The sequence below is a fragment of the Microbacterium sp. Soil_N32 genome (assembly GCF_057655505.1).
Genome location: NZ_JBDGME010000017.1, coordinates 115936 through 141679 on the forward strand (window position 1 = coordinate 115936; position 25744 = coordinate 141679).

General features: G+C 71.0%; 25 protein-coding genes. 15 read left to right on the plus strand and 10 right to left on the minus strand.

Annotated features, from left to right (window positions below):
* The first annotated feature begins 103 nt into the window (after positions 1 to 103).
* The 6 genes from AC3A3J_RS05895 (at position 104) to AC3A3J_RS05920 (ending at position 5458) form a co-directional block, all read left to right on the plus strand.
* A complete protein-coding gene (locus AC3A3J_RS05895) occupies positions 104 to 1537 on the plus strand; it encodes a dihydrolipoyl dehydrogenase family protein (RefSeq protein ID WP_487671395.1) in 1434 nt (477 codons plus the stop codon).
* 186 nt (positions 1538 to 1723) lie between these two features.
* A complete protein-coding gene (locus tag AC3A3J_RS05900; protein WP_487671396.1) occupies positions 1724 to 2026 on the plus strand; it encodes a DUF427 domain-containing protein in 303 nt (100 codons plus the stop codon).
* Between the two features lie 49 nt (positions 2027 to 2075).
* Positions 2076 to 2963, plus strand: coding sequence for an ABC transporter ATP-binding protein (locus tag AC3A3J_RS05905; protein ID WP_487671397.1), 888 nt, complete (start codon positions 2076 to 2078; stop codon positions 2961 to 2963).
* Positions 2960 to 3640, plus strand: a complete 681-nt coding sequence (locus tag AC3A3J_RS05910) for an ABC transporter permease (RefSeq protein WP_487671398.1) — start codon at positions 2960 to 2962, stop codon at positions 3638 to 3640. Before AC3A3J_RS05905 ends, AC3A3J_RS05910 begins: the two co-directional genes overlap by 4 nt.
* Positions 3637 to 4446, plus strand: coding sequence for an ABC transporter permease (locus tag AC3A3J_RS05915; protein ID WP_487671399.1), 810 nt, complete (start codon positions 3637 to 3639; stop codon positions 4444 to 4446). The genes AC3A3J_RS05910 and AC3A3J_RS05915 overlap by 4 nt, the downstream gene beginning before the upstream one ends.
* An 85-nt stretch (positions 4447 to 4531) precedes the next feature.
* A complete protein-coding gene (locus AC3A3J_RS05920) occupies positions 4532 to 5458 on the plus strand; it encodes an ABC transporter substrate-binding protein (RefSeq protein ID WP_487671400.1) in 927 nt (308 codons plus the stop codon).
* Between the two features lie 59 nt (positions 5459 to 5517).
* Here the strand turns inward: AC3A3J_RS05920 and AC3A3J_RS05925 are convergent, their stop codons facing one another.
* The gene (locus AC3A3J_RS05925; protein WP_487671467.1) at positions 5518 to 6828 is read right to left on the minus strand and encodes an AI-2E family transporter; all 1311 of its coding nucleotides are present in this window, start codon (positions 6826 to 6828) and stop codon (positions 5518 to 5520) included.
* A gap of 59 nt (positions 6829 to 6887) precedes the next feature.
* Here AC3A3J_RS05925 and AC3A3J_RS05930 point away from each other — a divergent pair, with 59 nt between their 5' ends.
* A complete protein-coding gene (locus AC3A3J_RS05930; RefSeq protein WP_487671401.1) occupies positions 6888 to 7187 on the plus strand; it encodes a chorismate mutase in 300 nt (99 codons plus the stop codon).
* Positions 7188 to 7232: 45 nt separating this feature from the next.
* Here the strand turns inward: AC3A3J_RS05930 and AC3A3J_RS05935 are convergent, their stop codons facing one another.
* From AC3A3J_RS05935 to AC3A3J_RS05955, 5 genes are all read right to left on the minus strand, one after another.
* Positions 7233 to 7826, minus strand: a complete 594-nt coding sequence (locus AC3A3J_RS05935; protein WP_487671402.1) for a short chain dehydrogenase — start codon at positions 7824 to 7826, stop codon at positions 7233 to 7235.
* 263 nt (positions 7827 to 8089) lie between these two features.
* Positions 8090 to 10618 (minus strand): CHAT domain-containing protein, encoded by a 2529-nt coding sequence (locus AC3A3J_RS05940; protein ID WP_487671403.1) that lies wholly within the window; start codon positions 10616 to 10618, stop codon positions 8090 to 8092.
* 272 nt (positions 10619 to 10890) lie between these two features.
* Positions 10891 to 12444: a S8 family peptidase gene (locus tag AC3A3J_RS05945; RefSeq protein WP_487671404.1), complete on the minus strand. Its 1554-nt coding sequence runs from the start codon at positions 12442 to 12444 to the stop codon at positions 10891 to 10893.
* A gap of 51 nt (positions 12445 to 12495) precedes the next feature.
* Complete coding sequence (locus tag AC3A3J_RS05950; RefSeq protein ID WP_487671405.1) at positions 12496 to 12942, minus strand: hypothetical protein; 447 nt, start codon at positions 12940 to 12942, stop codon at positions 12496 to 12498.
* A complete protein-coding gene (locus AC3A3J_RS05955) occupies positions 12939 to 13559 on the minus strand; it encodes an RNA polymerase sigma factor (RefSeq protein WP_487671406.1) in 621 nt (206 codons plus the stop codon). Before AC3A3J_RS05955 ends, AC3A3J_RS05950 begins: the two co-directional genes overlap by 4 nt.
* A 114-nt stretch (positions 13560 to 13673) precedes the next feature.
* On the opposite strand from AC3A3J_RS05955, the gene AC3A3J_RS05960 reads away from it, so the two are divergent.
* On the plus strand, positions 13674 to 13925 hold the full coding sequence (locus AC3A3J_RS05960; RefSeq protein WP_487671407.1) for an SCO4848 family membrane protein: 252 nt from the start codon (positions 13674 to 13676) through the stop codon (positions 13923 to 13925).
* Between the two features lie 18 nt (positions 13926 to 13943).
* On the opposite strand, the gene AC3A3J_RS05965 is transcribed toward AC3A3J_RS05960, so the two are convergent.
* A complete protein-coding gene (locus AC3A3J_RS05965; RefSeq protein ID WP_487671408.1) occupies positions 13944 to 15419 on the minus strand; it encodes an MFS transporter in 1476 nt (491 codons plus the stop codon).
* Positions 15420 to 15493: 74 nt separating this feature from the next.
* Here AC3A3J_RS05965 and AC3A3J_RS05970 point away from each other — a divergent pair, with 74 nt between their 5' ends.
* The 6 genes from AC3A3J_RS05970 (at position 15494) to AC3A3J_RS05995 (ending at position 22570) form a co-directional block, all read left to right on the plus strand.
* On the plus strand, positions 15494 to 16075 hold the full coding sequence (locus tag AC3A3J_RS05970) for a helix-turn-helix domain-containing protein (RefSeq protein WP_487671409.1): 582 nt from the start codon (positions 15494 to 15496) through the stop codon (positions 16073 to 16075).
* A gap of 216 nt (positions 16076 to 16291) precedes the next feature.
* The gene (locus AC3A3J_RS05975) at positions 16292 to 17563 is read left to right on the plus strand and encodes an alanine racemase (protein ID WP_487671410.1); all 1272 of its coding nucleotides are present in this window, start codon (positions 16292 to 16294) and stop codon (positions 17561 to 17563) included.
* A 47-nt stretch (positions 17564 to 17610) separates the two neighbouring features.
* Positions 17611 to 18798: a class I SAM-dependent methyltransferase gene (locus AC3A3J_RS05980; protein ID WP_487671411.1), complete on the plus strand. Its 1188-nt coding sequence runs from the start codon at positions 17611 to 17613 to the stop codon at positions 18796 to 18798.
* A 412-nt stretch (positions 18799 to 19210) separates the two neighbouring features.
* Positions 19211 to 20539, plus strand: a complete 1329-nt coding sequence (locus AC3A3J_RS05985; protein WP_487671412.1) for a quaternary amine ABC transporter ATP-binding protein — start codon at positions 19211 to 19213, stop codon at positions 20537 to 20539.
* On the plus strand, positions 20539 to 21516 hold the full coding sequence (locus AC3A3J_RS05990; RefSeq protein ID WP_487671413.1) for an ABC transporter permease: 978 nt from the start codon (positions 20539 to 20541) through the stop codon (positions 21514 to 21516). The genes AC3A3J_RS05985 and AC3A3J_RS05990 overlap by 1 nt, the downstream gene beginning before the upstream one ends.
* A 136-nt stretch (positions 21517 to 21652) precedes the next feature.
* Positions 21653 to 22570 carry a glycine betaine ABC transporter substrate-binding protein gene (locus tag AC3A3J_RS05995; RefSeq protein WP_487671414.1) on the plus strand — a complete coding sequence of 306 codons (918 nt, stop codon included), beginning with the start codon at positions 21653 to 21655 and terminating at the stop codon, positions 22568 to 22570.
* Positions 22571 to 22689: 119 nt separating this feature from the next.
* On the opposite strand, the gene AC3A3J_RS06000 is transcribed toward AC3A3J_RS05995, so the two are convergent.
* Complete coding sequence (locus AC3A3J_RS06000; RefSeq protein WP_487671415.1) at positions 22690 to 23313, minus strand: hypothetical protein; 624 nt, start codon at positions 23311 to 23313, stop codon at positions 22690 to 22692.
* A 102-nt stretch (positions 23314 to 23415) separates the two neighbouring features.
* Between AC3A3J_RS06000 and AC3A3J_RS06005 the strand changes: the two genes are divergently transcribed.
* The gene (locus AC3A3J_RS06005) at positions 23416 to 24879 is read left to right on the plus strand and encodes a lipase maturation factor family protein (RefSeq protein ID WP_487671416.1); all 1464 of its coding nucleotides are present in this window, start codon (positions 23416 to 23418) and stop codon (positions 24877 to 24879) included.
* A 34-nt stretch (positions 24880 to 24913) separates the two neighbouring features.
* Here AC3A3J_RS06005 and AC3A3J_RS06010 read toward each other — a convergent pair whose 3' ends face one another.
* Both AC3A3J_RS06010 and AC3A3J_RS06015 read right to left on the minus strand, forming a co-directional pair.
* Complete coding sequence (locus tag AC3A3J_RS06010; RefSeq protein WP_487671417.1) at positions 24914 to 25198, minus strand: PoNe immunity protein domain-containing protein; 285 nt, start codon at positions 25196 to 25198, stop codon at positions 24914 to 24916.
* Positions 25195 to 25689 carry a hypothetical protein gene (locus AC3A3J_RS06015; protein ID WP_487671418.1) on the minus strand — a complete coding sequence of 165 codons (495 nt, stop codon included), beginning with the start codon at positions 25687 to 25689 and terminating at the stop codon, positions 25195 to 25197. Before AC3A3J_RS06015 ends, AC3A3J_RS06010 begins: the two co-directional genes overlap by 4 nt.
* Between the last annotated feature and the right edge of the window lie 55 nt (positions 25690 to 25744).

The following is a 25744-nucleotide window of genomic DNA, read 5'->3' on the forward strand; positions in this document are numbered from 1 at the left end:
GGGGGCCGACGCGCCCGGATGCGCCGTCAGCCCGCCCACGGGAACAACGACCCCGTGACACGGCGTTGCTGGTGAGCAAGACTGTTCGGCGGAAAGGCGTGCGATGACTGCAGACAAGACCGATGAATACGATCTGATCGTCCTGGGCGGAGGGCCGGTCGGCGAGAACGTCGCGGACCGCGCCGTGCAGGGAGGACTCTCGGCGATCATCGTCGAGAGCGAGCTGGTCGGCGGCGAGTGCTCGTACTGGGCGTGCATGCCGTCGAAGGCCCTGCTGCGCTCCGCGCAGGCGCTGCGCGCGGCTCAGCACGTCGCGGGCGCGAAAGAGGCGGTGACCGGCGCGCTCGACGTGTCGGCCGTCTTCGCCCGCCGCGACTCGTTCACCAGCAACTGGTCGGACGACGGCCAGGTGAAGTGGCTCGAGTCGGCGCACATCGACCTGGCTCGCGGCCACGGCCGGATCACGGGCGAGCGAGAGGTGACCGTCACCGACGCCGACGGGGGCACGCGCGTGCTGCGCGCCCGCCACGCCGTCGCGGTCAGCACCGGATCGGATGCCGTCGTGCCGCCGATCCCCGGACTGCGCGACGCCTCGCCGTGGACGAGCCGCGAGGCCACGAGCGCCGAGCAGCTGCCCGACTCGCTCGCCGTGATCGGCGGCGGAGTGGTCGCGGTCGAGATGGCGACGGCGTACGCCGCACTCGGCTCCCGCGTCACCCTCCTCGCCCGCAGCGGTCTGCTGGGCGGCATGGAGACGTTCGCCGGCGAGCGCGTCGCCGCGGGCCTGCGCGAGCTCGGCGTCGACGTGCGGCTGAACACCGGCACGACCGCGGTGCGCCGAGACGACGACGGCGTCACGATCACCCTCGACGACGACAGCGAGATCACGGCATCCGAAGTGCTGGTCGCGACCGGACGTTCGCCGCGCAGCGACGACATCGGCCTCGACGCGGTGGGCCTCGAGCCCGGCCGGTGGATCACGGTCGACGACACGATGCGCGTGCCCGGCTCGGACTGGCTCTACGCGGTCGGCGACGTCAACGGGCGCGTGCTGCTGACCCATCAGGGCAAGTACCAGGCGCGCGCGGCCGGCGACGTGATCGTGGCTCGCGCGAAGGGTGACGACGTGGATGCCGGCGACTGGGGACGTCACGCCGCGACGGCGGATCACGCCGCCGTGCCGCAGGTGACGTTCTCGATCCCGGAGGTGGGCTCGGTCGGGCTGACCGCGGATGCCGCGGCGGAGGCGGGTCTCGAGGTCCGTGCCGTCGACTACGACCTCGGCGGGGTCGCCGGCGCGAGCCTGTACGAGGACGGCTTCGAGGGACAGGCGCGTCTCGTCGTCGACACGGCACGCGAGGTCGTGGTCGGTGCGACGTTCGTCGGGCCGGAGGTCGCCGAGCTCGTGCAGGCGGCGACGATCGCGATCGTCGGGGAGGTGCCGATCGCGCGCCTCTGGCACGCGGTGCCCTCCTACCCGACGGTCAGCGAGGTCTGGCTGCGACTGCTCGAGACCTACGGCAGGGACTCGGCATGACCGTGCGGGCCGGGGCGGCGGTGTCGTCCCGGCATCCGATCCGTTCCGTCGCCCGCTCCGAACAGAGGGGGGCGGGCTCCGACGAGCGCGCCCGAATGTTTCGCACATTGACATGGCGCGGCGCAAGCCTCGGCACGATGTCGGCACCCTCTTATACGCTCTAACCCACATCCCAGGAGGCACGATATGAAGGCTGTATACGCAGGAACCGTGCTCGCCGAGGCCGACGAGAGCGATCTCTACCGCATCGAGGGCAACTGGTACTTCCCGCCGGCGTCGATTTCGCCCGACGTCCTCGTCGAGAGCCCGACGCCCTACACGTGCCCGTGGAAGGGCGTGTGCCAGTACTACTCCGTCCAGGCAGGCGGAGAGCTGCATAAGGACCTGGCGTGGTCGTACCCGCAGCCGTACCCGTCGGCCTTCGACCGCGTGGGCGGCGACTTCTCGGGATACGTCGCCTTCGCGCCCGGGGTCGAGGTCTCGGCCTGACCCCCGCGGGTCGCGACACCGCACACCACATCCCGACGGGAGAACAGCCATGATCGAGTTCCGCAACGTCACCAAGCAGTTCCCCGACGGAACCGTCGCCGTGAACGACTTCAGCCTGGTGCTGCCGTCGCGCAAGACGACGGTCTTCGTGGGGTCGTCCGGCTGCGGCAAGACCACCCTGCTGCGCATGATCAACCGCATGGTCGAGCCGACCTCGGGTGACGTCGAGATCGACGGCGAGAGCGTGCTGGGCGGCGACCCGGTGCAGCTGCGCCGGAGCATCGGGTACGTCATGCAGAACTCGGGGCTCATGCCGCACTTCACCGTGATCGACAACGTCTCGACCGTGCTGCGGCTCAACGGCGTCAAGAAGGCCGACGCCCACCGTCGGTCCCGCGAGCTGCTCGACACGGTGGGCCTCGACCAGAAGCTGGCCGAGCGCTACCCGAGCCAGCTCTCGGGCGGGCAGCAGCAGCGGGTGGGTGTGGCCCGGGGCCTCGCCGCCGACCCGAACATCCTGCTCATGGACGAGCCCTTCGGCGCGGTCGACCCGATCGTTCGCGCCGACCTGCAGCAGGAGACCCTGCGGTTGCAGCGCGAGCTCGACAAGACCGTCGTGTTCGTCACGCACGACATCGACGAGGCCTTCCTGCTGGGAGACCAGGTCGTCATCCTCGACAAGGGTGCGCGCGTGGTGCAGGTGGGCACGCCCAGCGAGATCATCGAGAACCCGGCCGACGACTTCGTCGCCTCTTTCATCGGCGCCGACCGGGGCCGCCGCGCACTGCATCTCAAGCAGACGCCGCACGGCACGGTCGTGGTCGACTCCGAAGGACGCACGCAGGGGGCCATCGTCGCCGAGGCCGAGCGCTCCGACGGGCCGCTGGCGGGTCCGGATGCCGCGGCCCTCGATGCGGTGCAGGGCGGTCACCCGTGAACTGGGTCGTCAACAATCTCGGGCTGATCTTCGAACTCACCGCGGTGCACCTGCGGCAGAGCATCATCCCGATCGTGATCGGCTTCGTGCTCTCGCTGCCGCTCGGCTGGGTCGCCTGGCGGTACCGTCTCGTGCGCGGCCCGATCATCGTGCTCACCGGCCTGCTCTACACGATCCCGTCGCTCGCCCTGCTGATCCTCCTGCCGGCGGCGCTCGGCTACTCGGCCATCAGCGAGACGAACCTGGTGATCGCCCTGACGATCTACGCCATCGCGATCCTCGTGCGCGCGGTCTCCGACGGCCTCGACTCGGTCGACGACGACGTGCGACAGGCGGCCACCGCGACCGGCTTCGCCCCGTTCCGGCGGTTCTGGGCGGTCGAGTTCCCGCTCGCGGGCCCGGTCATCCTCGCCGGCCTCCGGGTCACGGCGGTCAGCACGATCTCCCTCGCGACGGTCGGCATCCTCATCGGGGTCACCAACCTCGGCTACCTCTTCACCAACGGCCTCGAACGGCGCATCATCGCCGAGGTCTTCGCCGGGGTCGTCGCCGTCGTCATCATCGCCCTCGTGATCGATCTCATCCTGCTGCTCGTCGGGCGCGCGCTCATGCCGTGGACGCGGGCGGCCTCGAAGAAGATCCCGACCCGGGCCATCGCGGTGGGAGCCCCCGCATGAACCTGTTCCTCGAGGCGTTCGCCTGGATCTTCGCCCCCGCCCAGTGGACGGGCACCTACGCGCTGCCCAAGCTGCTCGGCGAGCACCTCGCCCTCACGGCGATCTCGGTTCTCATCGCCGCGGCCATCGCGATCCCGATCGGCTGGCTGATCGGCCACACCGGTCGCGGTCGCGAGATCGCGGTCGCCGTCTCGGGTGCCGCTCGCGCCATCCCGTCGTTCGGCCTCATGGTGCTGCTGGTGCTCCTCCTCGGTGTGCTGCGCATCCCGGAGGCGGCGATCATCACGTTCGTGCTCCTCGCGATCCCGTCGCTCCTCGCCGGCGCGTACACGGGCCTCGAGGCGATCGACCGCCGTACGCTCGACGCCGCCAAGGCGATGGGCATGACCGGGTGGCAGGTGTTCTGGAAGGTCGAGGTGCCGCTGGGGCTGCCGCTGCTCGTCGGCGGCATCCGGTCGGCGCTCCTGCAGGTCATCGCCACCGTCACGATCGCCGCGTACGTCAACCTCGGCGGGCTCGGCTGGCCGATCATCCAGGGCATCCCGCTGCGTCGGTTCGATCAGGTGCTCGCCGGTGCGATCATCGTCGCCGTGCTGGCGCTCATCGTCGACCTGCTCCTCGCCGCCGCCCAGCGTGCGGCCGTACCCGCGGGTCTCCGCGGCGGGCCGCGCGGAGGAGCGCAGCGCGCGCCGCGTACGGCCGACGGCTCGTCGGCAGGCGGCTCCGCCGCCACGACGAAGACCACCTCCGCCTCGGTCCGGGGCTCGGCGGGCTCCGCCGCCACCCCGGCATCCGCCCCCGCGTGACGCGCGCAGCGCGACACCATCGACCCGACTCCACAGCCCACACAGCACACGCAATTCCCCGCAGTTCCCAGAGAAGAGGAAGTCCATGTTCACAGCACGAGGCAAGCGCAGCGCTTTCGCCGTCGGTCTGGTCGCCGCCGCGGCGCTCACCCTGACGGCGTGCGGCGGCAGCAGCAACCCGCTCGACGAGCCGTCCGACGACAGCTCCGGCTCGGGCGGCAACGACACGATCGTCGTCGGCTCGCAGGCGTACTACTCCAACGAGATCATCGCCGAGATCTACGCCCAGGCGCTCGAGAACGCCGGCTACGACGTCGAGACCCAGCTCAACATCGGTCAGCGCGACGCGTACATGCCCGAGGTCGAGTCGGGTGCGATCGACGTCTTCCCCGAGTACACCGGCAGCCTGCTCGAGTACCTCTCCGAGGAGAAGGTCGAGGTCACCAGCCCGGAGGACGTCTACGCCGCGCTGCAGGACGCTCTGCCCGACAGCCTGACCGCTCTCGACTACGCCGAGGCGTCCGACCAGGACACGTACACGGTGCTCAAGAGCTTCGCCGAGGAGAACGGCATCACCTCGATCGCCGACCTCTCGAAGGCCCCCGCCCCGGTCACCATCGGCGCGGCGCCCGAGTTCGAGCAGCGCCCGTACAACCCGGCCGCCGCCAAGGAGGTCTACGGCGTCGACCTGCAGTTCTCGGCCACCGGTCCGAGCACGCTTGAGTCGCTGCTCGCCGGCGAGATCCAGGTCGCCGACATCTACACGGCCGACCCGGCCTTCGAGACCGAAGAGATCGTGGCGCTCGAAGACCCCGAGAACCTCATCATCTCGTCGAACGTCGTGCCGATCGTGTCGAGCGACATCGCCGACGAGATCAGCGAGGTGCTCAACGAGGTCAACGCGAAGCTCACCGCCGAGGAGCTCGTCTCGCTCAACGTGAAGAGCACCGTCGACCAGCAGTCGTCGAAGGACATCGCGAAGAAGTGGCTCGAGGACCAGGGTCTCATCTGATCCGCTGATCGAGTCGTACTGCAGTGCCCGGGGCCGATGGTCCCGGGCACTGCGGCGTGCTACGCCCGGGCGTCCTGTCGCGGCACCCACACCTGCTTGACGATGATGAGGATCGACGCCGTCACGGGCACCGCCACGAGCGCGCCGAGCAAACCGAGCAGCGTGCCGCCGGCCAGGGCGCCGATCACGACGAGCGATCCGGGAACCGATACCGCCTTGTTCATCACGCGCGGGGTGAGCACGTACGCCTCGACCTGCATGTACACGAGGTAGACCGCCGCGAAGATCAGCGCGCTGAGCGGATCGGTGAACAGCGCGAGGGTCGTGGCGATCGCCCAGAACAGCACCGATCCCACGAGCGGGATGAGCGTGATGCAGAACGCGACGGTCGCCATGAGCGGCGGGAACGGCAGCCCCAGGAAGAAGTAGAGCAGGAAGGCGAGCACCGCGTTGCAGAACGCGAGCACGACCATCCCCATCACGTAGCCGCCGACGGATTCGGTGATCTGGTCGGCGATGTCGCCGGTGCGCGCGCGGTCGCGTGCCGGCACCAGGCGCAGCAGCGCCTTCTTCATCGTCGGCAGGGTGGCCACGAAGTAGAGGGTGAGGACGAGCACGACGATCACGCCCGAGATGCCCGTGGCGATCGATGCCCCGACCTGCAGCGCGCCGCCGCCGATGCTGGCGATGTTGCCCGGGTCGGTGAGGAAGGTCTGCACGTCGGAGACGAGGCCCTGGAACTGGTCGCCGAACTGGTCGTCGAGCGTGCGGTACAGGTCGCTGCGCTGGAAGTCGTCGATCATGCCCGGCACCGATCGCACGAAGCTCGCGATCTGCTCGATCACGACCGGGAGGATCATCCACAGGACGAGCGCGACCACCACGATGAGCGAGACGATCACCACCACGACCGACAACGCGCGCGACAGGCCGCGCCGCTCGAGGAACCGCACCGACGGATCGAGACCCAGTGCCGCGAACAGCGCGAGGGCGATGTAGATGAGCACGGTCGACAGGCTCGTGACGGCGAGACCGAGCACGATCGCCGCGAGTCCGCCGAGGGTCAGCAGGAAGCCGAAGACGAACGGGCGATCGATGCGCGTCCAGAACGAGCGGCTCGGCGGGGCCGTCTCGACGACGACGTCGCGGGCCGCGTCGCCCGTGGGCACGTCGCCCTGCTCGGACGCCGAGCCGTAGGACTCGCCGGCCGCCGCGGGGGCGGGCCGGTCGGAGGCCGCTTCCGTCCCGTCGGAGGCCGGAACCGACTGATCGGATGTGGGGGAATCGCCCGTATCGGCGGCGGATGCGGCGCCCGTCGGGGAGGTCGTGGGGTCGTCGGATGCCCGGGACGCGCTGTCGTCGCTCATCAGCACACGATATCGGCCGCCGCCCGACGGTCCGTGCGCCCGCACCGCTCTAGAGTGGGAGCATGAGCGTCCCCGACGACCCGAGAGCCGAACTGCTGCGCCTGCGCGCCAGCATCGACAACATCGACGCCGCGCTGATCTTCCTGCTCGCCGAGCGGTTCCGGGCGACGCAGCAGGTGGGCACGCTCAAGGCCGAGCACGAGATGCCCGCCTCCGACCCGGGTCGTGAGGAGCAGCAGGTCGCACGCCTGCGGGCGCTCGCCGAAGACGCGCATCTCGACCCGGAGTTCGCCGAGAAGTGGTTCAACTTCGTCGTCGCCGAGGTCATCCGCCACCACACCGAGGCGGCAGAGGGGCGCTGACCCCGCCAGCCCCCGCGTCCCGCGCTCGTGGATCGCGGAGGGCGGTCAGACGACGATGGTCGTGCCGTTCACGAGCCCCTCGACGGCGAGCGTGTAGGCGCGCCCGATCTCGGCATCCGACACCGGGCGGTGGCCGGCGAACAGGTCGTGGTAGCCCGGCGAATTCTCGAGCACATCGGGCGACACCGCGTTGATGCGAATGCCGCGGGGCGCCTCGGCGGCGGCCGTGATCACGAACGACTCGAGGGCGCCGTTGGCCATGGCGGCCGCCGCTCCGGTGGGGATCGGGGCGCGCGACAGCACGCCGCTCGTGAGCGTCACCGATCCCCCGTCGTTCAGATGGGTGAGGGCCAGGCGCACGACGTCCAGTTGGGGCAGCACCTTGCCCAGGAACGCGGCGGTGTGGCCGTCGCGGTCGAGGTCGGCCAGGGGACGGAACGGCACCGAGCCGGCCGTCACGATCACGGCATCGATGCCGGTGACCTCGTCGAACAGGGCGGCCAGCGAGGCGGCATCCGTCAGGTCGACGCGCACATCGCCGGTGCGCGAGGCGCGCACGACCTCGTGCCCGCGGGCGTCGAGGGTGTCGGCGACGACGGTGCCGATGCTGCCGGATGCTCCGATGACGACGATCTTCATGCCCCCCAGTCTTCCACCGGCGCGCGCACGAGGGCCCGGCGTCCCCATCGCCGGGCCCTCTGAGCAGTCGGTGCCGATGTCGAGTCCGCCATCCCCAGTGCGGGCTCCCCCGCCGACAGCGCCCTCCCACCCCAGGTGACCCGGAGCCGCTCTGTCGACACCTTCCGAACATCAGGAGCGCGTCCGCGCCCTCCTGATACATCGCGTCGAGAAGAAAGTCGTCGCGACGCGAGTCGGCGAGAGGACAGGTCTTTCGACGGGTGTCAGAGACCGCTGCCGTGGCACTGGAAGGGAGCGCGGTGCCCGGTCGCGCTCGCCGCGCGCGCGAGCGCGACAGCCGGCACGGTGCCGCGCGCCAGTTCGACGTGCAGCGCCCCGAGCAGCTCGCAGGCGACGTCGTCGGGCACGGTCACCGGGGCCGCGATCACGCTGCGGGTGCCCGCGTGCAGCCACACACGCGTCATGCCGAGCGCCTCTTCGCCCCAGCGCACGGCCGAGCGCCCGAGCTCGCATGCCGACAGCACCACGGTCTCGGGCGTGCGGGCGATGAGGTCGACGTCGTAGCCGAACAGCGTGCCGTCGGCCAGATCGAAGCCCGCGAACAGCGGGTTGTCGGCGGAGTGCCGGCCGTGCGCGGCGATGTGCAGCAGATCGGATGCCCCGGCGAGCCGCGTCACGCCCGTCACCGATGCCTCGTCGCCGAGCAGGGTCGTCGACGATGTCCAGGCGGACGCCGCCTCGTGCACCTCCTCGGGCCCGCGCGGAACCCCCGGCCCCACCGCGAAGCCGACCCGGGGCGCGGGAGTGCCGGTCCCTTCCGTGCCGGAGCCTTCCGCGGAAAGGGGGGCAGCCCCGTTCCGCCCGGGGGCGGCGTCGCTCGCGGGGGTGCGCTCGCCGCGCGCATCCGCGGCCTGCGTCGTACGACGACCGTCGACCCACCGCGACGCCGATGGGGCGACGGTGAAAGGAACGCCGTGCATACCGGGGAGCATCGCCCAGGGCACCCCGGCGAGCACCCCCGGCAGCGTGATCACGAGGTGCCGCGCCGGGGTCACCGCTCGCACGGGCGCGAGGAGGGCGTCGCCCAGGTCGTGCAGCCGCGCGTCGAGGCCGCGCGCGATCACGCCGGACATCGCCCCGCCGCGCGTGAGGGCCGCGACGTCGAGGTCGGCGCGCAGACCGTCCATCGCGACGCGAACGCGCGCCCATTCGAGGCGGACGACCGCGGCGCCCCGGTGATCGACCACGACGCACAGCAGTTCGACGCCCGTGTAGAGGTAGGCGAGCAGTGCGGTGTGCGCATCGAGGCGCGCACGGACGGTCCGCAGGTCGACCCGCTGCCGAGTGCCCTGCACGCCCGTCGACGCCCACTGCCGTTCGCGGATGCGCCCGCGCAGCACGCGCACCCGGGGGTCGGCGGTCCAGTCGGTGCCGGCGAGGTCGGCGCGCAGCATCCGCAGCTCGGCGAGGTCGGCGGCCTGTTCGTCGTCGACCGGCGGGCGCACCGATGCCACCTGCTGGCTGAGGTGCCGCGCCCGCTCCGCCCACTCGAACAGCACGGCGGGGTCGCCGGTCGCGGCGGCGGCACGGAGGCCGGCGAACATCAGGTCGGTCCCGTGCATCGCCACCGATGCCTGCAGGTCGAGCGCCCCGAACGACTGCTGCCAGTTCGTGAGCAGATCGAGCCCGGCCGCGGCGGCGCGGCGGGCCTCGGTCGTGCGTCCGGCCGCCTCCGCCCGCGCCGCCCGCACCTCGTGGGCGCGCAGGCGCAGCGGTGTGGCGGCGTCGAGGGCGAGCCGGGGCATCCGTCCCGTTCCGTCGCGCCGGGCATCGAGCCGGAGGGCCGTCGCCTCGGTGCGGAAGCCGCCACGGGTGAGGGCGTCGATGGTGCCGTCGATCTCGTCGCGCCGGGGAACGCGACCGGCGCGGCGTGCGGCCTCGCAGCGCAGCGCCTCGGCGCGCGCCGCCCAGCCTTCGCTGCCCAGGGCCGTGAAGCGACGTGCGGCGCGACGCGCGGTGCGCTCGGCCGCGGCGGGATCGTGCCGCAGGAGGGAACGGGCGAGATGCAGCTCTGCCTCACCGCGGGCCTGCGGCATGCGCTGCGCTCCGAACTGCTCGGCGACGCGGGCGAGCAGGGCCTCCGCCTCGGTGGTGAGACCGGCGTCGCGCAGCACCTCGGCGCGGTCGAGATCGCTGATGGCCGCGGCGAGGTCGCTCGTCGCCGCGAGCACGGGCCGCGAGCGCGTCATCAGGCTCAGCGCCGCGACCAAGTCGCCGGCGAGCAGCGCGACGTAGCCGAGGTTGTGTCGGGCCTCGGCGAGCGGCTCGTCCTCTCCGTTGCGCTCGTACAGGGCGACGGCGCGGTGGAGGTCGGCGGTGCAGGCCGCGAGCTCGTGTCGTTGCATCCGCACCATCGACCGGTTCATGAGCAGGTTCGCGAGCTCCGTGGAGGAAGATTCCCTCATCGCGTCGATCGCTCGCGTGAGCATCGCCTCGGCGGCGTCGAGCGCGCCGGAGTGCAGGAGCAGTGTGCCGAGCTGGCCGCTCAGCAGTGCGACCGTATCGGGCCGCAACCCGCGTCGCCCGAGAGCATCGCGGCAGAGCTGCTCGGCCTCGGCCGGATGCCCGGTCTGCGCGAGCACGTACGACCGCGTGCCGTCGATACGCGCCCGCAGGTCGGCATCCCGCGCGCGTTCCGCCGCGGCGTCGAGGGCACGTCGTGCGGCGGCGAACCGGCGGGCGTTCGCCGCGTCGACGCCGCGCCGATGCAGCTCGGCGGCGGTCAGGGGCATGACCCCAGGATGCCCGGTGCACCGGCATCCGCGGAAGGGTCGGGGGTCTGGGGTGGGGGGCTGAGGTGGTGCGGGAGCGCCATGCGGCGGGGTGCGTCGGTCGGTGGGGTGGGGGAGGACGCCGGTCGGTCCGGTGGGGTCGGTTGCACGGACGGCGCACACCTGCACGGAGGCATGGGCGGATGCTCCGTGCAGGTGGGCGAAGTCCGTGCAGGTGGCGCGGTGGAAGTCCGTGCAGGTGTGGGAAGTCCGTGCAGGTGGCGTGGCGCGCGTTACGCCGGCGACGGAAGAGCCCCAGCGACGGTCTCGACGGCGGCGGCGACGGCATCCGTGCCCGCGCCGTCGACGGGCACCGGGCCCAACTCGGCGGCGATGCGTGCGGCCACGAACGGCGCCGCGAACGACGTGCCGCTCCACACCGCGAAACCGCCTCGGTAGTCGTCGGGGTCGATGGTCTCGCGGCGCAGGTCGTGGGCGTCGGCGCGGGTGAGGGCCTGCGTGCCGCCGACGAAGGCGGGCGAGCAGCTCACCACGGCCGCGCCGGGCGCGTACACCTTCACCCACGGGCCGACGTTCGAGAAGAGCGCCACCGAGTGGCCCGAGGGGTTCAACGCGCCGACCGACAGGTGCGGCGCCCCCTCATCGGGCGGCAGACCGTTGTCGGCGCCCGGCCACGCCCACAGCGACGCGGGGAACGACGGGCGGTCGACCGCGTCGTTGCCCGCCGAGCACACCACCACGCATCCCAGCTCGCGGGCCTTCGCGAGGAGGTCGAAGAGGGTGCGGCTGTACAGGCCGTCCTGCGGGGTCTCGTGGTAGTAGCCGAGCGACAGGTTGAGCACGTCGATCGGATGCCCCGTCGCCGGGTCCTCCCGGTATCGCCGCAGCAGCTCCACCACCTGCGCGAGCGTGCGCAGCAGGCTGCTCTCGTCGACGACGCCGAGCGCCCCCGCGACGCGCACAGACACGATGTCGGCGTCGGGCGCCAGCTGCCGCACGATGCCCGCGATGAAGGTGCCGTGCCCGGCGACCGCGTCGAGTTCGCCGTCGAGCTGTCCGTAGAGGTCGGGGTAGCGTTCCGGGTCGGCGGCATCGGTGAGGCCCACCGGGATGCCGTCGAGCTCCAGGTGCCGCGTGACGATGTCGTCGGGCAACCAGTCGTGCACCCCGCAGCCCGTGTCGAGCACCGCGACCACCGCACGCCGCTTGCCCCGCGGCGGCCGCGGTCCCCGTTGCGGCGCCGGTCCCACCCAGCTCACCGGCTGTCGCGCCCCGCGCCCCGGCTCGAGATAGTCGTCGCTGCCGCCCCGCTCACCGGCGGCCGGGTTCGTGCGGCTGAACGGGTTTGTGCGGCTGAAGGGATTCGTGCGGCTGAACGGGTTCAGGCCGACCGGATCGATCGACACCACGTGCTCGAGGCTCGTGCGCGGCATCGTCGACCGCGACATGCGCCGCGCGCGCTGCAGCACGCGCCAGGCATCCGGAGCCACCGGCGACTCCCCGCGCTGCGGCTCGTCGGGCGTCGTCAGCCGGGCCCGAAGGAAGCCCGGGACCCCCGGCACCAGCTCGCCCGCGTCCTCGCGGTCGGCGACGTCGAGTTCGAGCATCCACCCGAACGAGTCGGCCGCGTCTCTCAGTGTGCGCAGTTCGCGATCGAACTCCTCCTGTTCGTCGAGGTCGTTCGTGATGAGCAGGCGCTCGGGCAGGTACGCCGTGGGGAAGGCGCGGATGCCGTCGACCGGTTCGAGGCTCGGATCCAGCGCTGATCCTCGACGGATCGACCCCTCCGCGCGATCCTGCCAGCTCCATCCCTCGGGCTGCTCCATGCGTCATCCTCTCGATACGGCGATACGCGGTGTGCGATACGGCGGTGGTGCTCAGAGTTCGAAGCGGGGCGTCGACAGCGTGCGCGACTCGCCCCTCACGACGGTCGTCAACCGCACCGAGGTGAGTCCCGGCGGTACGTCGTCGAAGGCGAAGCGTCCCGTCTCGGCGGGGGTCGTGGAGCGCGACCGGTCGCCCTGCGTCAGCACGATCTCGCCCGCCGCGGTGTCGACCCACCCGTCGACTCGCCGGCGACCGGTCTCGGTGGTGGTGACGTGCAGCAGGATGCTCGTGCTGCCGTCGCTGAACTGCAGGGTGAGGGCATCCGCGTCTCCGCGCACCGCGCCGAGCTGGTCGTCGATGAGGGTGAGCAGCGCGTACTCCTGCGTGAGGCCGTCGGAGGCGACGGCCGCGATCATGCGATCGACGAGCGTGTCGGGCATGGGGTCGGCTTCGCGCCACATTCCGCGCAACTCGGCGAACAGCGCGTCGTCGCTCATGTCGCGCCCTCCGGCCGGGGGGTCGCGTCGAGGGCCACGCGCAGCTTCGCGAGGCAGCGTTGACGAGTCGGGCCGATGCTCCCCACGGGCATCGCCAGGTCGCTGGCAAGCCGGGCGTAATCGGGGCGATCCTCGAAGGCGATCACGCGCAGCAGCCGTTGGCAGCGCTCCGCCAGCCGTCGCACGGCGACCCAGAGCCGGCGCCGCTCATCGGAGACCGTCACCTGCTCCTCGGGAGACGGCTGCTCCGGCAGGAGCGCATCGAGGTCGTCGGCATCCGTCGTGTCGACCCGGCCGTGCGCCTTCGCGACCTTCCAGGCCTCGCGACGCGCCGTGGTGGTGAGCCACGCCGACACCGCCTGCGGGTCGGCGATCGCGTCGTGCCCGCGCACGAGTCTCAGCCAGGTGGTCTGCACCACGTCTTCGGCGAGCGACCGCTCGAGCCCGTACGCGCGCACGACATGCCAGAGCACGGGCGTCATCAAGCGGACGAGCCCGTCCATCGCGCGACTGTCGCCCCCACGCCACGCACCGAAGAGCTCGGCCGCCCGTTGCCAACGCCGGGGGCCGTCGTCCGATGCAGGATCGAGGGCGGTGCCGGGAGCACCGTCGATCATGAGGAACATTGTGCGCACACCTACCAGGAGCGCGGCAAGAGGTCGGTGATACATGACCTCGGTGCAGAAGCGGTGGGGGTGTGGGTGGGGGTCGCCCGGGGGTGAGGAGGGCGGATGCTCCGCAGCCGCGGCGGATACGGTGGACGGGTGACCCTCCTCGCCGTGATCCTGTTCCTTAACGCCGTCTTCAACGCGGTGGTGTGGCCGCAGTTCCTGCGCCGCGTGGCCAAGGACCCGCGGGCGCGCGACGCGAACGGCAAGCCGACGCCGTTCCTCACTGTGCACATCGTGCTGATCTCGATCGCGCTCGTGCTCGCGCTGCTGTCGCTGATCGCCGGCATCGCCGCGCTCGCCGGCGCCCTCTGATCCCACCCTCCGTCGGGACTACTGCTCGTACTGGCGGGCGTGCGCGGCCCACTGCGCCTCGACGGGAAGAGCCCGCAGGGCCCGGTTGGCGACGGCCAGCACCGCGGCGATGCCGCACAGGGCGGCGCACACCAGGATGGTGCCGTGGCGTCCCGCCCAGGCGAGGCCGAACCCGGCGATCAGCGGTCCCAGCGGCATCGCCCCCATGCCCAGCACTCCGGCGGCGCTGTTGGCGCGCCCGAGCAGGTGACTGGGCGTCGCCACCATGAAGTAGCCCATCATGCCCGCGTTCAGGGCGGGCAGCAGCAGCACCGCGGACCCCAGCACCGCCATGATCGCCCACAGGTCGGTGGCGAACGACAGGCCCACGACGGCCGCCGCGACGACCGTGAGTGCGGCGATGGTCAGTACGCCGGTGCCCACCCGCGAGACGAGGAGCGGCGCGATGACCGCGCCCGCGAGCATGACGACGCCGACGCCCGCGCTGAGTGTGCCGATGAGCAGCTCGGAGTATCCGGTCTGCTGCAGCGCGTAGATCACCGTCGTGATGGCGGCGTTGAAGCCGAGGTTGATGATCGTGATGATCGCGAGCACCCCGCCCAGGTCGGGGCGGGAGAACAGCCACGCGAACCCTTCGCGCAGCTCGGTGACAGCCCGCCCGCGCGGGGTCCGGGCGCGGCCGGCGTGGCCTGCGTGGCCCGCGTGGTCTGCGGCGCCAGCGTGGCCCGCGTGGCCTGCGGCCCCATCGCGGCCTGCGTGGTCTGTGCGGTCTGCGGTGTGAAAACCCAGATCGGATGCGGTATCCGCGGTGTGTCGCGGGGTGCCGCGCCGAGCATCCGCCGTCACGTCTGCGTTTTCGACGCCGTCACCGGCGTCGGCCGCTGCCGAGACGGGGGTGGGGGTCACCGGCGAGCGGGTGAGCAGCCAGGCGGTCGCCGCGGCGAGGGCGTGGCAGAGGGTCATGACGAGACCGACGAGCCATCCGCCGACGCCGAGCAGGAGGCCGCCGAGGGGTCCGCCGGCGAGCTGCAGCGCGGCATCCCTCCCCTGATTCGCCGCCTGTGCGCGCCCCATCGCCTCGTCGGGCACGATCTCCTTGAGGGCGCTCTCGCCGGCGACGTCGAAGAGTCCGTTGCGGGCGGCGAGCAGCACGTCGATCACGAGCAGCACCGAGAACGTGAGGGCATCGGTCCACGCGAGCACCGTGAAGGCGACCGAGAGGCCGACTCCCAGTAGCGACCCGACGAGCATCAACACGATGCGGCGGTGTCGATCGGCCAGGATGCCGCCGACCAGCGTCGCGAGCAGGCGTGCGACGAGCCCCGCCCCGGCGATGATGCCTGCGAGTGCCGGGTCGTCGGTGACGATGAGCGCCAGCAGGGGGATCGCGAAACCGAACAGTGCCGCGGCCAGCCCCTTGCTGGTGTCGCTCACGAGCCACAGGAGGTAGCGCGTGTTGTGCCAGAGGCGGTGCGGGGCGGTCACGGTGGTCATGGGTCGATGGTAGATGCGCAAGATCAGTTGCGCAACTGTACTTGCGCAAAATTTCTGGCGGATACACTCGGGGCATGGCGGGCGACGAGAGCGGCACGGACGCGGAGTTCATGACGTCGGCGATGCTCAAGGCCTACGCGCATCCGCTGCGCCGCCGCATCATCCGGCTCTTCTCGCGCCACGATCACCTGCGCGCCGCCGACATCGCCGCCGAGCTCGACGTGCCCGCGAACAGTGTGAGCTTCCACCTGCGGGCGCTCGCCGACGCCGGCCTGATCTCCGAGGCGCCCGAGCACGCCCGCGATCGCCGCGACCGGGTGTGGACGAGCATCAAGGGGCCCCTCAGCGTCGGCGGGCCCGAGCGTCCCGTGGCCGACGAGGCCCTCGGAGGGGCGGTGCTCGCGGGCATCGTCGACGAGCACCGTGCCCTGCTCGAACGCGTCGCCGCCTGGGCGCCGGAGTACCTGACCGGACGCACGGCCGAGGTGCACGGCAGCTTCACGCAGCGCACCATCCGTCTGACCGAGGCCGAGTTCGAGGTCGCGATGGAGAAGGTGAACGCGGTGCTCGACGCCGCCCAGGAGGCCCACGACTCCGAGGACCCCGCCGGCCGCCACTGGCAGATCGACCTGCTCGCCGCCGACGACACCATCTAGCCCTCGGCCCTTCCCCCATTCCCCCCGCTCCCGTCGCACTTTCTGTCGCTTCCGGCGACGTCCGGCGACAGAAAGTGCGACGGGAGCAGAAGGTTCTCGGAGAGGAGAGGGGGAGGGAGAGGGAGAGGGGGAGGGAGAGGGGGGCGGAGCGGGGTGGGCTGCGGACAGGGCGGCGGGTAGATTGGCAGGGCACTGTACAAAACCGGAGGGCGACGGATGACACGGCTGGACGACGGATGGGGCGCCGAGCGCCTCACGGCGCGCGACAAGGGCATCCCCGAGCGGGCGATCGGTCTGACGGTCGACGAGTTCCTCGCCACCGAGCCCCGGCTGTCGGAGTTCTGGACCCCCGTCATCGCGCTCGACGACTCGGCCATGCGCAACAACCTCGCCGTCATGGCGGCGTGGACCGAGGCCCGCGGCCTGCAGCTCATGCCGCACGGCAAGACGACCATGGCGCCCGCCCTGTGGCAGCGCCAGCTCGACGCCGGATGCCCCGGCATCACCCTCGCGACCATGGGCCAGGTGCGCACGGCCCGCACGTTCGGACTCGACAGCGTCATGCTCGCGAACGCGGTGGTCGACGCCCGCTCGCTGCGCTGGCTCGCCGGCGAACTCGCCGACCCGAACTTCCGTTTCGTGAGCTGGGCCGATTCCCTCGACACGGTCGAGGCGATGGAGCGCGCGCTCCGCGAGGTCGGCACGCCCCGGCGCGTCGACGTCTGCGTCGAACTCGGCGCTGAGGGCGGACGCACCGGCGTCCGCAGTGTCGACGCGGCGATCGAGATCGGACGCCGGATCGCGGCATCCGACGTCCTGCGCCTCGCCGGCGTGGGCGGGTACGAGGGCGCGCTCGGCCACGACCGATCGGATGCCGCGCTCACCGCCGTGCGCCGGTACCTCGCCGACCAGCTCGTCGTGCACGAGGCGCTCGGCGACCTGTACGACGAGGGCGACGTGTTCGTCACGGCGGGCGGCAGCGCGTACTTCGACCTCGTCGCCGAGGTGTACGCGCCGGCCATCGCCCGCGACGACCGCACCCGCTTCACCCTCCGCTCGGGCGCGTACATCGTGCACGACGACGGCTTCTACCGCGGCATCTCCCCGCTCGACGCGACGCGCACCGGAACCGACGAGGGGATGCTCCGCTCCGCCATGCGCGGCTACGCCCGCGTCGTCTCGCACCCCGAGCCCGCCCTCGCCCTGCTCGACGGCGGCAAGCGCGACTTCCCGTTCGACGAGGGACTGCCCGTCGTGCACGGCGTCGCCCCCGACCTCGGGGAGATGCCCGTGCCACTGCCGGAAGCATCCGTCACCGCCATGAACGACCAGCACACCTTCCTGCCCGACGCGGATGCCTCGATCGGCGACGTCGTGGCCCTCGGCCTGTCGCACCCGTGCACCGCATTCGACAAGTGGCACTTCCTGCCGGTGGTCGAGTCGTCCGAGTCGGGCCGTGTCGTGGAGCTCGTCCGCACCTTCTTCTGAGCCGTCACCGGGGCGTGACGCGGGTCCGCCCCGCGTACAGTGGGCAGGTGCCGGAGTTCCCCTACAGCCGCCTGCGTCGGTGGCCCGACGTCGAGGCCGAGAACCTGCAGGCGCACGACGCGACCGACCGGCTGCTCGTCGACCGGGCCGAGGCGCTCGCCGCGGAGCGCGGGATCGACGGCGCGCAGATCGCGGTGATCGGCGACGAGTACGGCGCCATCACGCTGGCATTGACGGATGCAGGGTTCCGGGGCATCCGTGTGCATCAGGACCTCGCGACCGGGCGTCGGGCCCTCGCCCGGAACGCCGAGGAGCTGGGCATCGAGGGGTTCGCGTCGCACGAGCTCGACGGCGGGCTGCTCGCGGATGCCCGTCTGGTGCTGCTGCAGCTGCCGAAGGCGCTCGCCGAACTCGAGGAGATCGCGGATGCGGTGGCCCGGTGGGCCGCGCCCGACGCGGTGCTCGTCGCGGGAGGTCGGGTGAAGCACATGACGCTCGCCCAGAACGAGGTGATCGGGCGGAGCTTCGGTATCGTGCAGCCGCAGCGCGCGGAGCGGAAGTCCCGGCTGATCGTCGCGAGCGAGCCGCGGGAGGTGCCGGAACGGCCGCCGTTCCCGGTGACGGCGACGCGCGACGGACTCACGATCGTCGCGCACGGAGGAGCGTTCGCGGGACCGCGCCTCGACATCGGCACCCGCGTGCTCCTCGAGGCGCTGGGGCTGGGCGGGGATGCGGGTTCTTCGTCGCCGAGGGCTGAGAACGGGGCGGCCCCACGCAGCCCCGGCGTCGCCCACGGGGGATCTCGCACGGTGCTCGACCTCGGCTGCGGCACCGGCGTGCTCGCCGTCTCGTACGCACGCGCCCATCCCGATGCACGCGTGATCGCGACCGACCGCTCGGCGGCGGCCGTCGCCTCCGCGCGGGCGACCGTCGAGGCTAACGGGGTCGCCGATCGCATCGAAATCACGCATGACGACGCCGCGTCGGAGATCGCGGATGCCTCGGTCGACGTGGTGCTGCTCAACCCGCCCTTCCACCTCGGCACGAGCGTGCACACCGGTGCGGCGACGCGGCTGTTCCAGGCATCCGCCCGCGTGCTGAGGCCGGGGGGAGGGCTGTTCACGGTGTTCAACTCGTCGCTCGGCTACCGTGCCGAGCTGGGGCGCCTGGTCGGCCCCACCGAGCAGCTGCACCGCACCCCGAAGTTCACGGTGACGCGCAGCATCCGCCGCTGATCCCCCGCCCCCGTGAGGGGTCGAGAGGCGCCGCATCCGGATGCCGGGAGGCGGCGATATGCGCCCCCTCGTGCAGCTCGAAAGCATGCGCGTGAATTTGGAAACGACCCGTGCAATCACCCGGTCAGGCCGCGAATCGCGGGGTGTCAGGCGAGGCCGGATTTGGCGCTGACCGGCCATTTCGCTACGTTGGTCTGTGGGCCTGACGGTCCGAAGACCAGTCCGCGAACGCGTCCTTCTTTCGATCTGCTGTGCTGCGAAGAGGCGTGTCCGTACGGTCGATGTCCTATCGCGGTGGATCCGAAATCCGCCGCCCGCGCCGCCACAGCAGCCCTGTCGAAACGGCCTCGAGGACGTCACCCGGGCGTAACCGAAGCAGGCTCGCCGACCCGAGGCGAGCCGCGGGGGAAACGTGTCCGAAACCGCACTCGAAGCGCGCCATCTGTTCAAGGTGTTCGGGAAGAATCCGAACGCCGCCGTCCGCCGGTTGAAGGCCGGCGAGACCCGCTCCGCCGTCGCCGACGCAGGAACCGCTGCCGTCATCGACGCGAGCTTCACCGTGAACCGCGGTGAGATCTTCGTCATCATGGGGCTCTCCGGCTCCGGCAAGTCGACCATCATCCGCATGCTCAACGGCCTGCACCCCGCCACCGACGGTTCCGTCACGGTGAGCGGCGACGCCATCACGGGCATCCCGGCCTCGCGTCTGCGTGAGATCCGCCGCGACCGCGTGTCGATGGTCTTCCAGCACTTCGCGCTGCTGCCGCACCGCACGGTCGCCGCGAACGTCGCCTACCCCCTCGAGCTGAAGGGCGTGGGCAAGGCCGAGCGCCTGGCGAAGGCGCACGAGATCCTCGGCCTCGTGGGCCTCGAGGGCCAGGGCGACAAGCTCCCCGCCGAGCTCTCCGGCGGAATGCAGCAGCGCGTCGGCATCGCCCGCGCCCTCGCCGCCGACACCGACATCCTGCTCATGGACGAGGCCTTCAGCGCCCTCGACCCGCTCATCCGCCGCGAGATGCAGGAGCAGCTGCTCGAACTGCAGCAGAAGTTCCAGAAGACCATCGTCTTCATCACGCACGACCTCAACGAGGCCATGTTCCTCGGCGACCGCATCGCCGTCATGCGCGACGGCCGCATCGTGCAGATCGGCACGCCGGAGGACATCCTCACCGACCCGGCGAACGACTACGTCGAGCAGTTCGTGCAAGACGTCGACCGCGCCCGCGTGCTCACCGCCGGCAACGTGATGGAGCGCCCCCGCCCCGTCGTCGCCGAGACCGCAGGCCCCCGCACGGCGCTCCGCCAGATGCGCGACGCCTACATGTCGGCGACCTACGTCGTCGGACGCGACCGTCAGCTCGTCGGCATCGTCACCGACCGCGACGCCGTGAAGCTGGTGCGCAAGGGCACGGCAACGCTGCGCGACATCATCAAGCCCGTGCCGCAGAGCGTGAGCGAGGACGAGGTGCTGATGAACCTGTTCGTGCCGGCCGTCGAGTCGCCGCTGCCGCTCGCGGTGACGGATGCTGCCGGCCGACTCGTCGGTGTCATCCCGCGCGTGACCCTGCTCGCCGCGCTGGGCCCCGGCCCCGGGGCCACGGGTGAGCTGACCCTGCCGCTCCTGCCGATGCCGCAGGCGGAGATCGACGCCGTGCTCGACGACGGCTGGACGGCCGACCCGACGGACGGGGGCGCCACCGCCCCCGGATCGGATGCATCGATCGCCGGGGAGGTGCGCTGATGGACGGGTTCCGCATTCCCCTCGGATCGTGGGTCGCGACCGGTGTCGACTGGATCCGCGACAACCTCGACGGGTTGCTCAGTGGCATCTCGTTCGTCGTCGGCTTCCTCGTCGACGGCTTGACGCGCGTGCTCCTCAGCCCGCACTTCGTCGTCATCATCGTCATCGCGGCGCTCCTCGCCTGGCTCGTCCGCTCGTGGCAGCTCGCCATCGGCACGGTGATCTCGTTCGGACTGATCGTCGCGATGAACCTCTGGGTGCCGGCGATGCAGACCCTCGCACTCGTGCTGGTCGCGGCCATCATCGCCGTGGTCATCGCCATCCCCCTCGGCATCTGGTCGGCCCGCAACTCGACGGTGCGAGCCGTGCTCAAGCCGGTGCTCGACTTCATGCAGACCATGCCGGCGTTCGTGTATCTGATCCCGGCCATCGTGTTCTTCAGCATCGGCGTCGTGCCCGGTGTGGTCGCGACCGTGATCTTCGCCCTGCCTCCCGGCGTGCGGCTCACCGAGCTCGGCATCCGCGGCGTCGACTCCGAGACGGTCGAGGCCGGGCAGGCGTTCGGTGCCAAGCCCGGGCAGATCCTGCGGGGCATCCAGCTGCCCCTCGCCATGCCGACGATCCTGGCCGGGGTGAACCAGGTCATCATGCTCGCGCTGTCGATGGCGGTCATCGCCGGAATCGCCGGCGCCGACGGCCTCGGCAAGCTCGTCGTCGAGGCGATCTCGACCATCAACATCGCCAAGGGCGTCGAGGCCGGACTGGGCGTCGTACTCATCGCCGTGTTCCTCGACCGCGTGACCGCGGCCCTCGGTTCCCTCGGGCAGAACCCGTCGTCGCTGCTCGGCCTGCTGGCCCGCCGGCGCACCGTGCAGCGCACCGGCGCGTCGTCGACCGATGCCGACTCGTCGGATGCCGCCGCCGAGGCCGAGCGCGAGGTGGCGTCCCCGCGCCGCGTCCCCATCACGACGGCCTGACGAAGAACGACCCCCCGGCGGGGTCGACGCGGCATCTCCCGAGGCTCGGGAGTCCGCCGCGTCGATCCCGCGGCACCCGCCGCGGCACACACCGCGGCATCACCGCAGCACCATACGTAACGAGAGTGAGACACACATGAAGAAGAAGTTCCTGACCATCGCGGCGTTCGGCGCCGCAGCATCCCTGACCCTCGCCGGCTGCAGCGGCGACGGCATGGGAGGCACCGGCGGAGGATCCGGCAGCGGCGACTCCGGCTCGGGCGACAAGGGCACGATCACGCTCGGTTACCTGCCCGCATGGACCGACGGCCTGAGCACCGCCTACCTGCTGCAGGACCAGCTGGAGAAGATCGGCTACACCGTCGAGATGAAGACGCTGACCGAGGCGGGTCCGCTGTACACCGGTCTCGCGCAGGGCGACGTCGACATCTACCCCTCGGCGTGGCCCGAGCTGACCCACAAGTCGTACATGGACGAGTACGGCGACAAGATCGAAGACCTCGGCGCCTACTACGACAACGCCAAGCTCACGATCGCCGTGCCCGAGTACTCCGAGCTGAACTCCATCGAGGACCTGGTCGGCAAGGGCGCGAGCTTCGACGGCAAGATCTACGGCATCGAGCCGGGTGCCGGTCTCACCGCGCAGACGCAGAGCATGCTGCCCGAGTACGGCCTCGACGGCGAGTACGAGCTCGTCACCTCGTCGACCGCCGCGATGTTGACAGAGCTGAAGAACGCCACCGACGCCGAGAAGGACGTCGTCGTCACCCTGTGGCGTCCGTTCTGGGCCAACGACGCCTTCCCCGTGAAGGACCTGGAAGACCCGAAGGGCGCGATGGGCGAGGCCGAGAGCCTGCACTTCCTCGGGACGAAGGGCTTCGCCGACGAGTTCCCCGAGGCCGCCGAGCTCATCGAGAAGATCCAGCTCGACGACGCCCAGTACGGCTCGCTCGAAGACCTCGTCGTGAACGAGTACGGCGAGGGCAAGGAAGCCGAGGCCGTCGATGCCTGGCTCGAGGAGAACGGCGCCGACTTCGACTGGGTGGTCAGCTGACCGGCTTCCCTCCGTCCCCTTCTGCTCCTTCTGCTCCCGTCGCATTTTCTGTCGCTCTGGCCCGCCGGTTCCGACAGAAAGTGCGACGGGAGCGTTGGTGAGGGGGGAGGGTGCAGGTACTAGGGTCTGCGGAACAGGGGCCAGGGGCGTCGGCGTCGCGGTGGGCGCTGGTCGGGTGGCGTCGGGGCGGCGGGGAGAGTGCCGAAGTTCGGGTCGAGGAGGACGTGCCAGTCGCCGAAGGCGGGGCGGTCGAGCCAGTTCTCTGACACGTCGATCTGGTCGATCGAGAGGCGTTCGACGGTGGGTTGGGACTTGTCGTTGATCGTCAGGAAGCCCGTTCCGTCGGGCTTCATGATCCCGTGGAGGAGCTTGATGCAGTCGTACTGGGCGTACCACCGAGTGTCGTCGGGGTAGGTGTAGTCGATCAGGCCTCCGACGAAGAGGCGCCCGTCGATGTTGTCGTACTCGACGATGCGCTGGATCGAGCCGTGCCGCGAGAGATGGGAGACCGTGAACCCTGTGACCCCACCCCCGAATGCGGTGATGACCCAGGGGGTGTGCGGGCGGGGTCGCTCGTGCTCACGCTCCTGCACATATCCGGGGACGATGTCGCAGCGGATCGCACCTGCTTCGAGTCCGGCGCGGGCCTCTTCTTCCGTGATCCACGGTCCTAGCGGGGTGGGTGTGCGGAGCTCGTTGTTCCACTCACCGAGGTACGCGTAGGTCGGAGATTCCGTCATCATGCGCGGATTGTATCCCCGGTTCCGCTGATCCGCTGGAAGGGACTGAAGCCCCTCACGCAACCCCCTCCCCGGCCGCGCGAACCCCGGGCGTAGCCTGACCGGATGGACGGGTTCGCGGCGGTCGACTTCGGGTTCGCCCGCGAGGTCCTGCAGCGGGGCATCGCGGCGCTGTACCTCGTCGCGTTCGTCTCGACGCTGAACCAGTTCCGGCCGCTGCTCGGCGAACGCGGACTCCTCCCCGCGCCGACGCTGCTCGACTGGGTCGCGCAGAAGAAGGAGCGACGTCGGATGCTGCATCCGACGGTGTTCTCGCGCATCCGCTACACCGACCGCCGCCTCGTCACCCTGTGCGTCGCGGGCATCGTCGTCGCCGCGGCGCTCGTCGCCGGCCTCCCGCAGCTCGGACCGCCGTGGGTGCCGATGCTCTGCTTCCTGGCGCTGTGGCTCGGCTACATGTCGGTCGTGAGCATCGGGCAGACCTTCTACTCGTTCGGCTGGGAGATGCTGCTGCTCGAGGCCGGGTTCCTCGCCGCCTTCCTCGGGTCGAACGACCAGCCGCCGCCCACGGTCGTGATTGCGCTGTTCTGGTGGTTGCTGTTCCGGCTGGAGTTCGGGGCCGGCATGATCAAGATCCGCGGCGGGCGCGAGTGGCGCGACCTCACCGCCCTGATGTACCACCACGAGACGCAGCCCATGCCGGGGCCGCTCAGTCGTCAGGCGCATCTGCTGCCCGCGTGGTTCCACAAGGCCGAGGTGGTCGGCAACCACGTCGCGCAGCTCGTCGTGCCCTTCTTCCTCTTCGCGCCGCTGCTGTCGATCTGGGTCGACGGGCCCGTGCCGCAGATCATCGGTGCCGTGGCGGCGCTCATCGTGATCGCGACGCAGGCGTGGCTCGTCGTGACGGGCAACTTCGCCTGGCTGAACGGGGCGACGATCGTGATCGGGTTCTCGGCGATCGGGCTGGCTGGCATCGGGCATCCGTCGGTCGACGCCGGGCCGTGGCCGGGCATGCCGCTGTGGTGGTTCGTCGTGACGTCGGCCGTTGCCGCGCTGTACGTCGTGCTGAGCTGGCCTGCGCTGCGCAACCTCTTCGCCCGCCGTCAGCTGATGAACGCGAGCTTCAACCGCTGGCAGCTCGCCAATGCCTACGGCGCGTTCGGCACGGTCACGAAGGAGCGTATCGAGATCGTCGTCGAGGGCACGATGGATGCCGAGGGCGAGAGCGACTGGCGTGAGTACGAGTTCCGGGGCAAACCGGGCGATGTGCGGCGCGTGCCGCGGCAGTTCGCCCCGTACCACCTGCGGCTCGACTGGCTGATGTGGTTCCTGCCGCTCGGCCGTTCGCTCGACGACTGGTTCACGGTGTTCCTCCTCCGGCTGCTGGAGGCGGATGCCCCGACGCTCGCGCTGCTGCGGGTCGACCCGTTCGACGGCAACGCGCCGCGATGGGTGCGGGCGGTGTCGTATCGCTATCGCTTCGCCACCCGGGCGGAGCGGCGGGAATTCGGGGTGCACTGGGTGCGCGACCGCCGCCGTCTCGTGCTCGGGCCGGTCGCGCTGCGCTGAGCGCGCCGCGGCCGCAGGTTGCCCCGGGGGGGGCTCAGCGAGGGAGGAAGGCTTCGGGGTAGTACTCGTTGTCGCGGTAGCCGGTGTCGTCGAGGTCGAGGATTTTGGTGAGGGCGGCGCCGGTGAAGCACCAGTAGCCGGGGTATCGGAGGGGCACGCCGCGTTTCTGCTGGCGGAGGTGTTCGCCCCAGCCTTGGCGTTTGCGGGTGCCGTTGTACCAGTGCTGGACGAATTGTCCGACGAGTTTCGGGCGGGCGTCGGGTGGTGCCTGGACGGCGGTGATGAGTCGGCCGTAGGGGCGCGGGTGCGAGAGGGTCACGTCGACGCCGTCGAGGGTCGGATGCAGGCCGCCGAGGTATTCGAGCGCGGTGTCGGGGCCGAGCAGCACGAGCGTCTGTCGATGCGGGCGCGCTGTTCCTCGGTGCCGAGGAGGATGACAGCGCCGAGGAGTTCGCCGGTCTCGATCATCCAGGTGGGGGCGTCGACCCAGGTTCGCGGGTGCTTGCTGAGCTCTTGACGCTGGGGGAGCGACAGGGTGTCGTACTCGACATGCGCGTCGACGGCGCCGTCGAGGTATTGACGTAAACGATGGGGAGGTTCCCCCAGCCAATACGAGACGGAGAACGCGTCGAAGTACTCTCGCGACAGGTCGCGGATGTCGAGGAGGTCTCGCGGTACCCGGTCCTTGCCCTCTTCGATCCACTCGAGGGAGGTCTCGATGCTCCGGAGTATGGCACCGAGGTACTTCCGCATCGGCTCGGGCTCGGCCCGAGGGTCGCGGAACCGTCCGTCGTTCAGATCACCGGTCATAGTCGCTCCTTCCCATCCGGCCCCGAGCAGAGGCGTCCGTCCGCTCGCCCGTTCG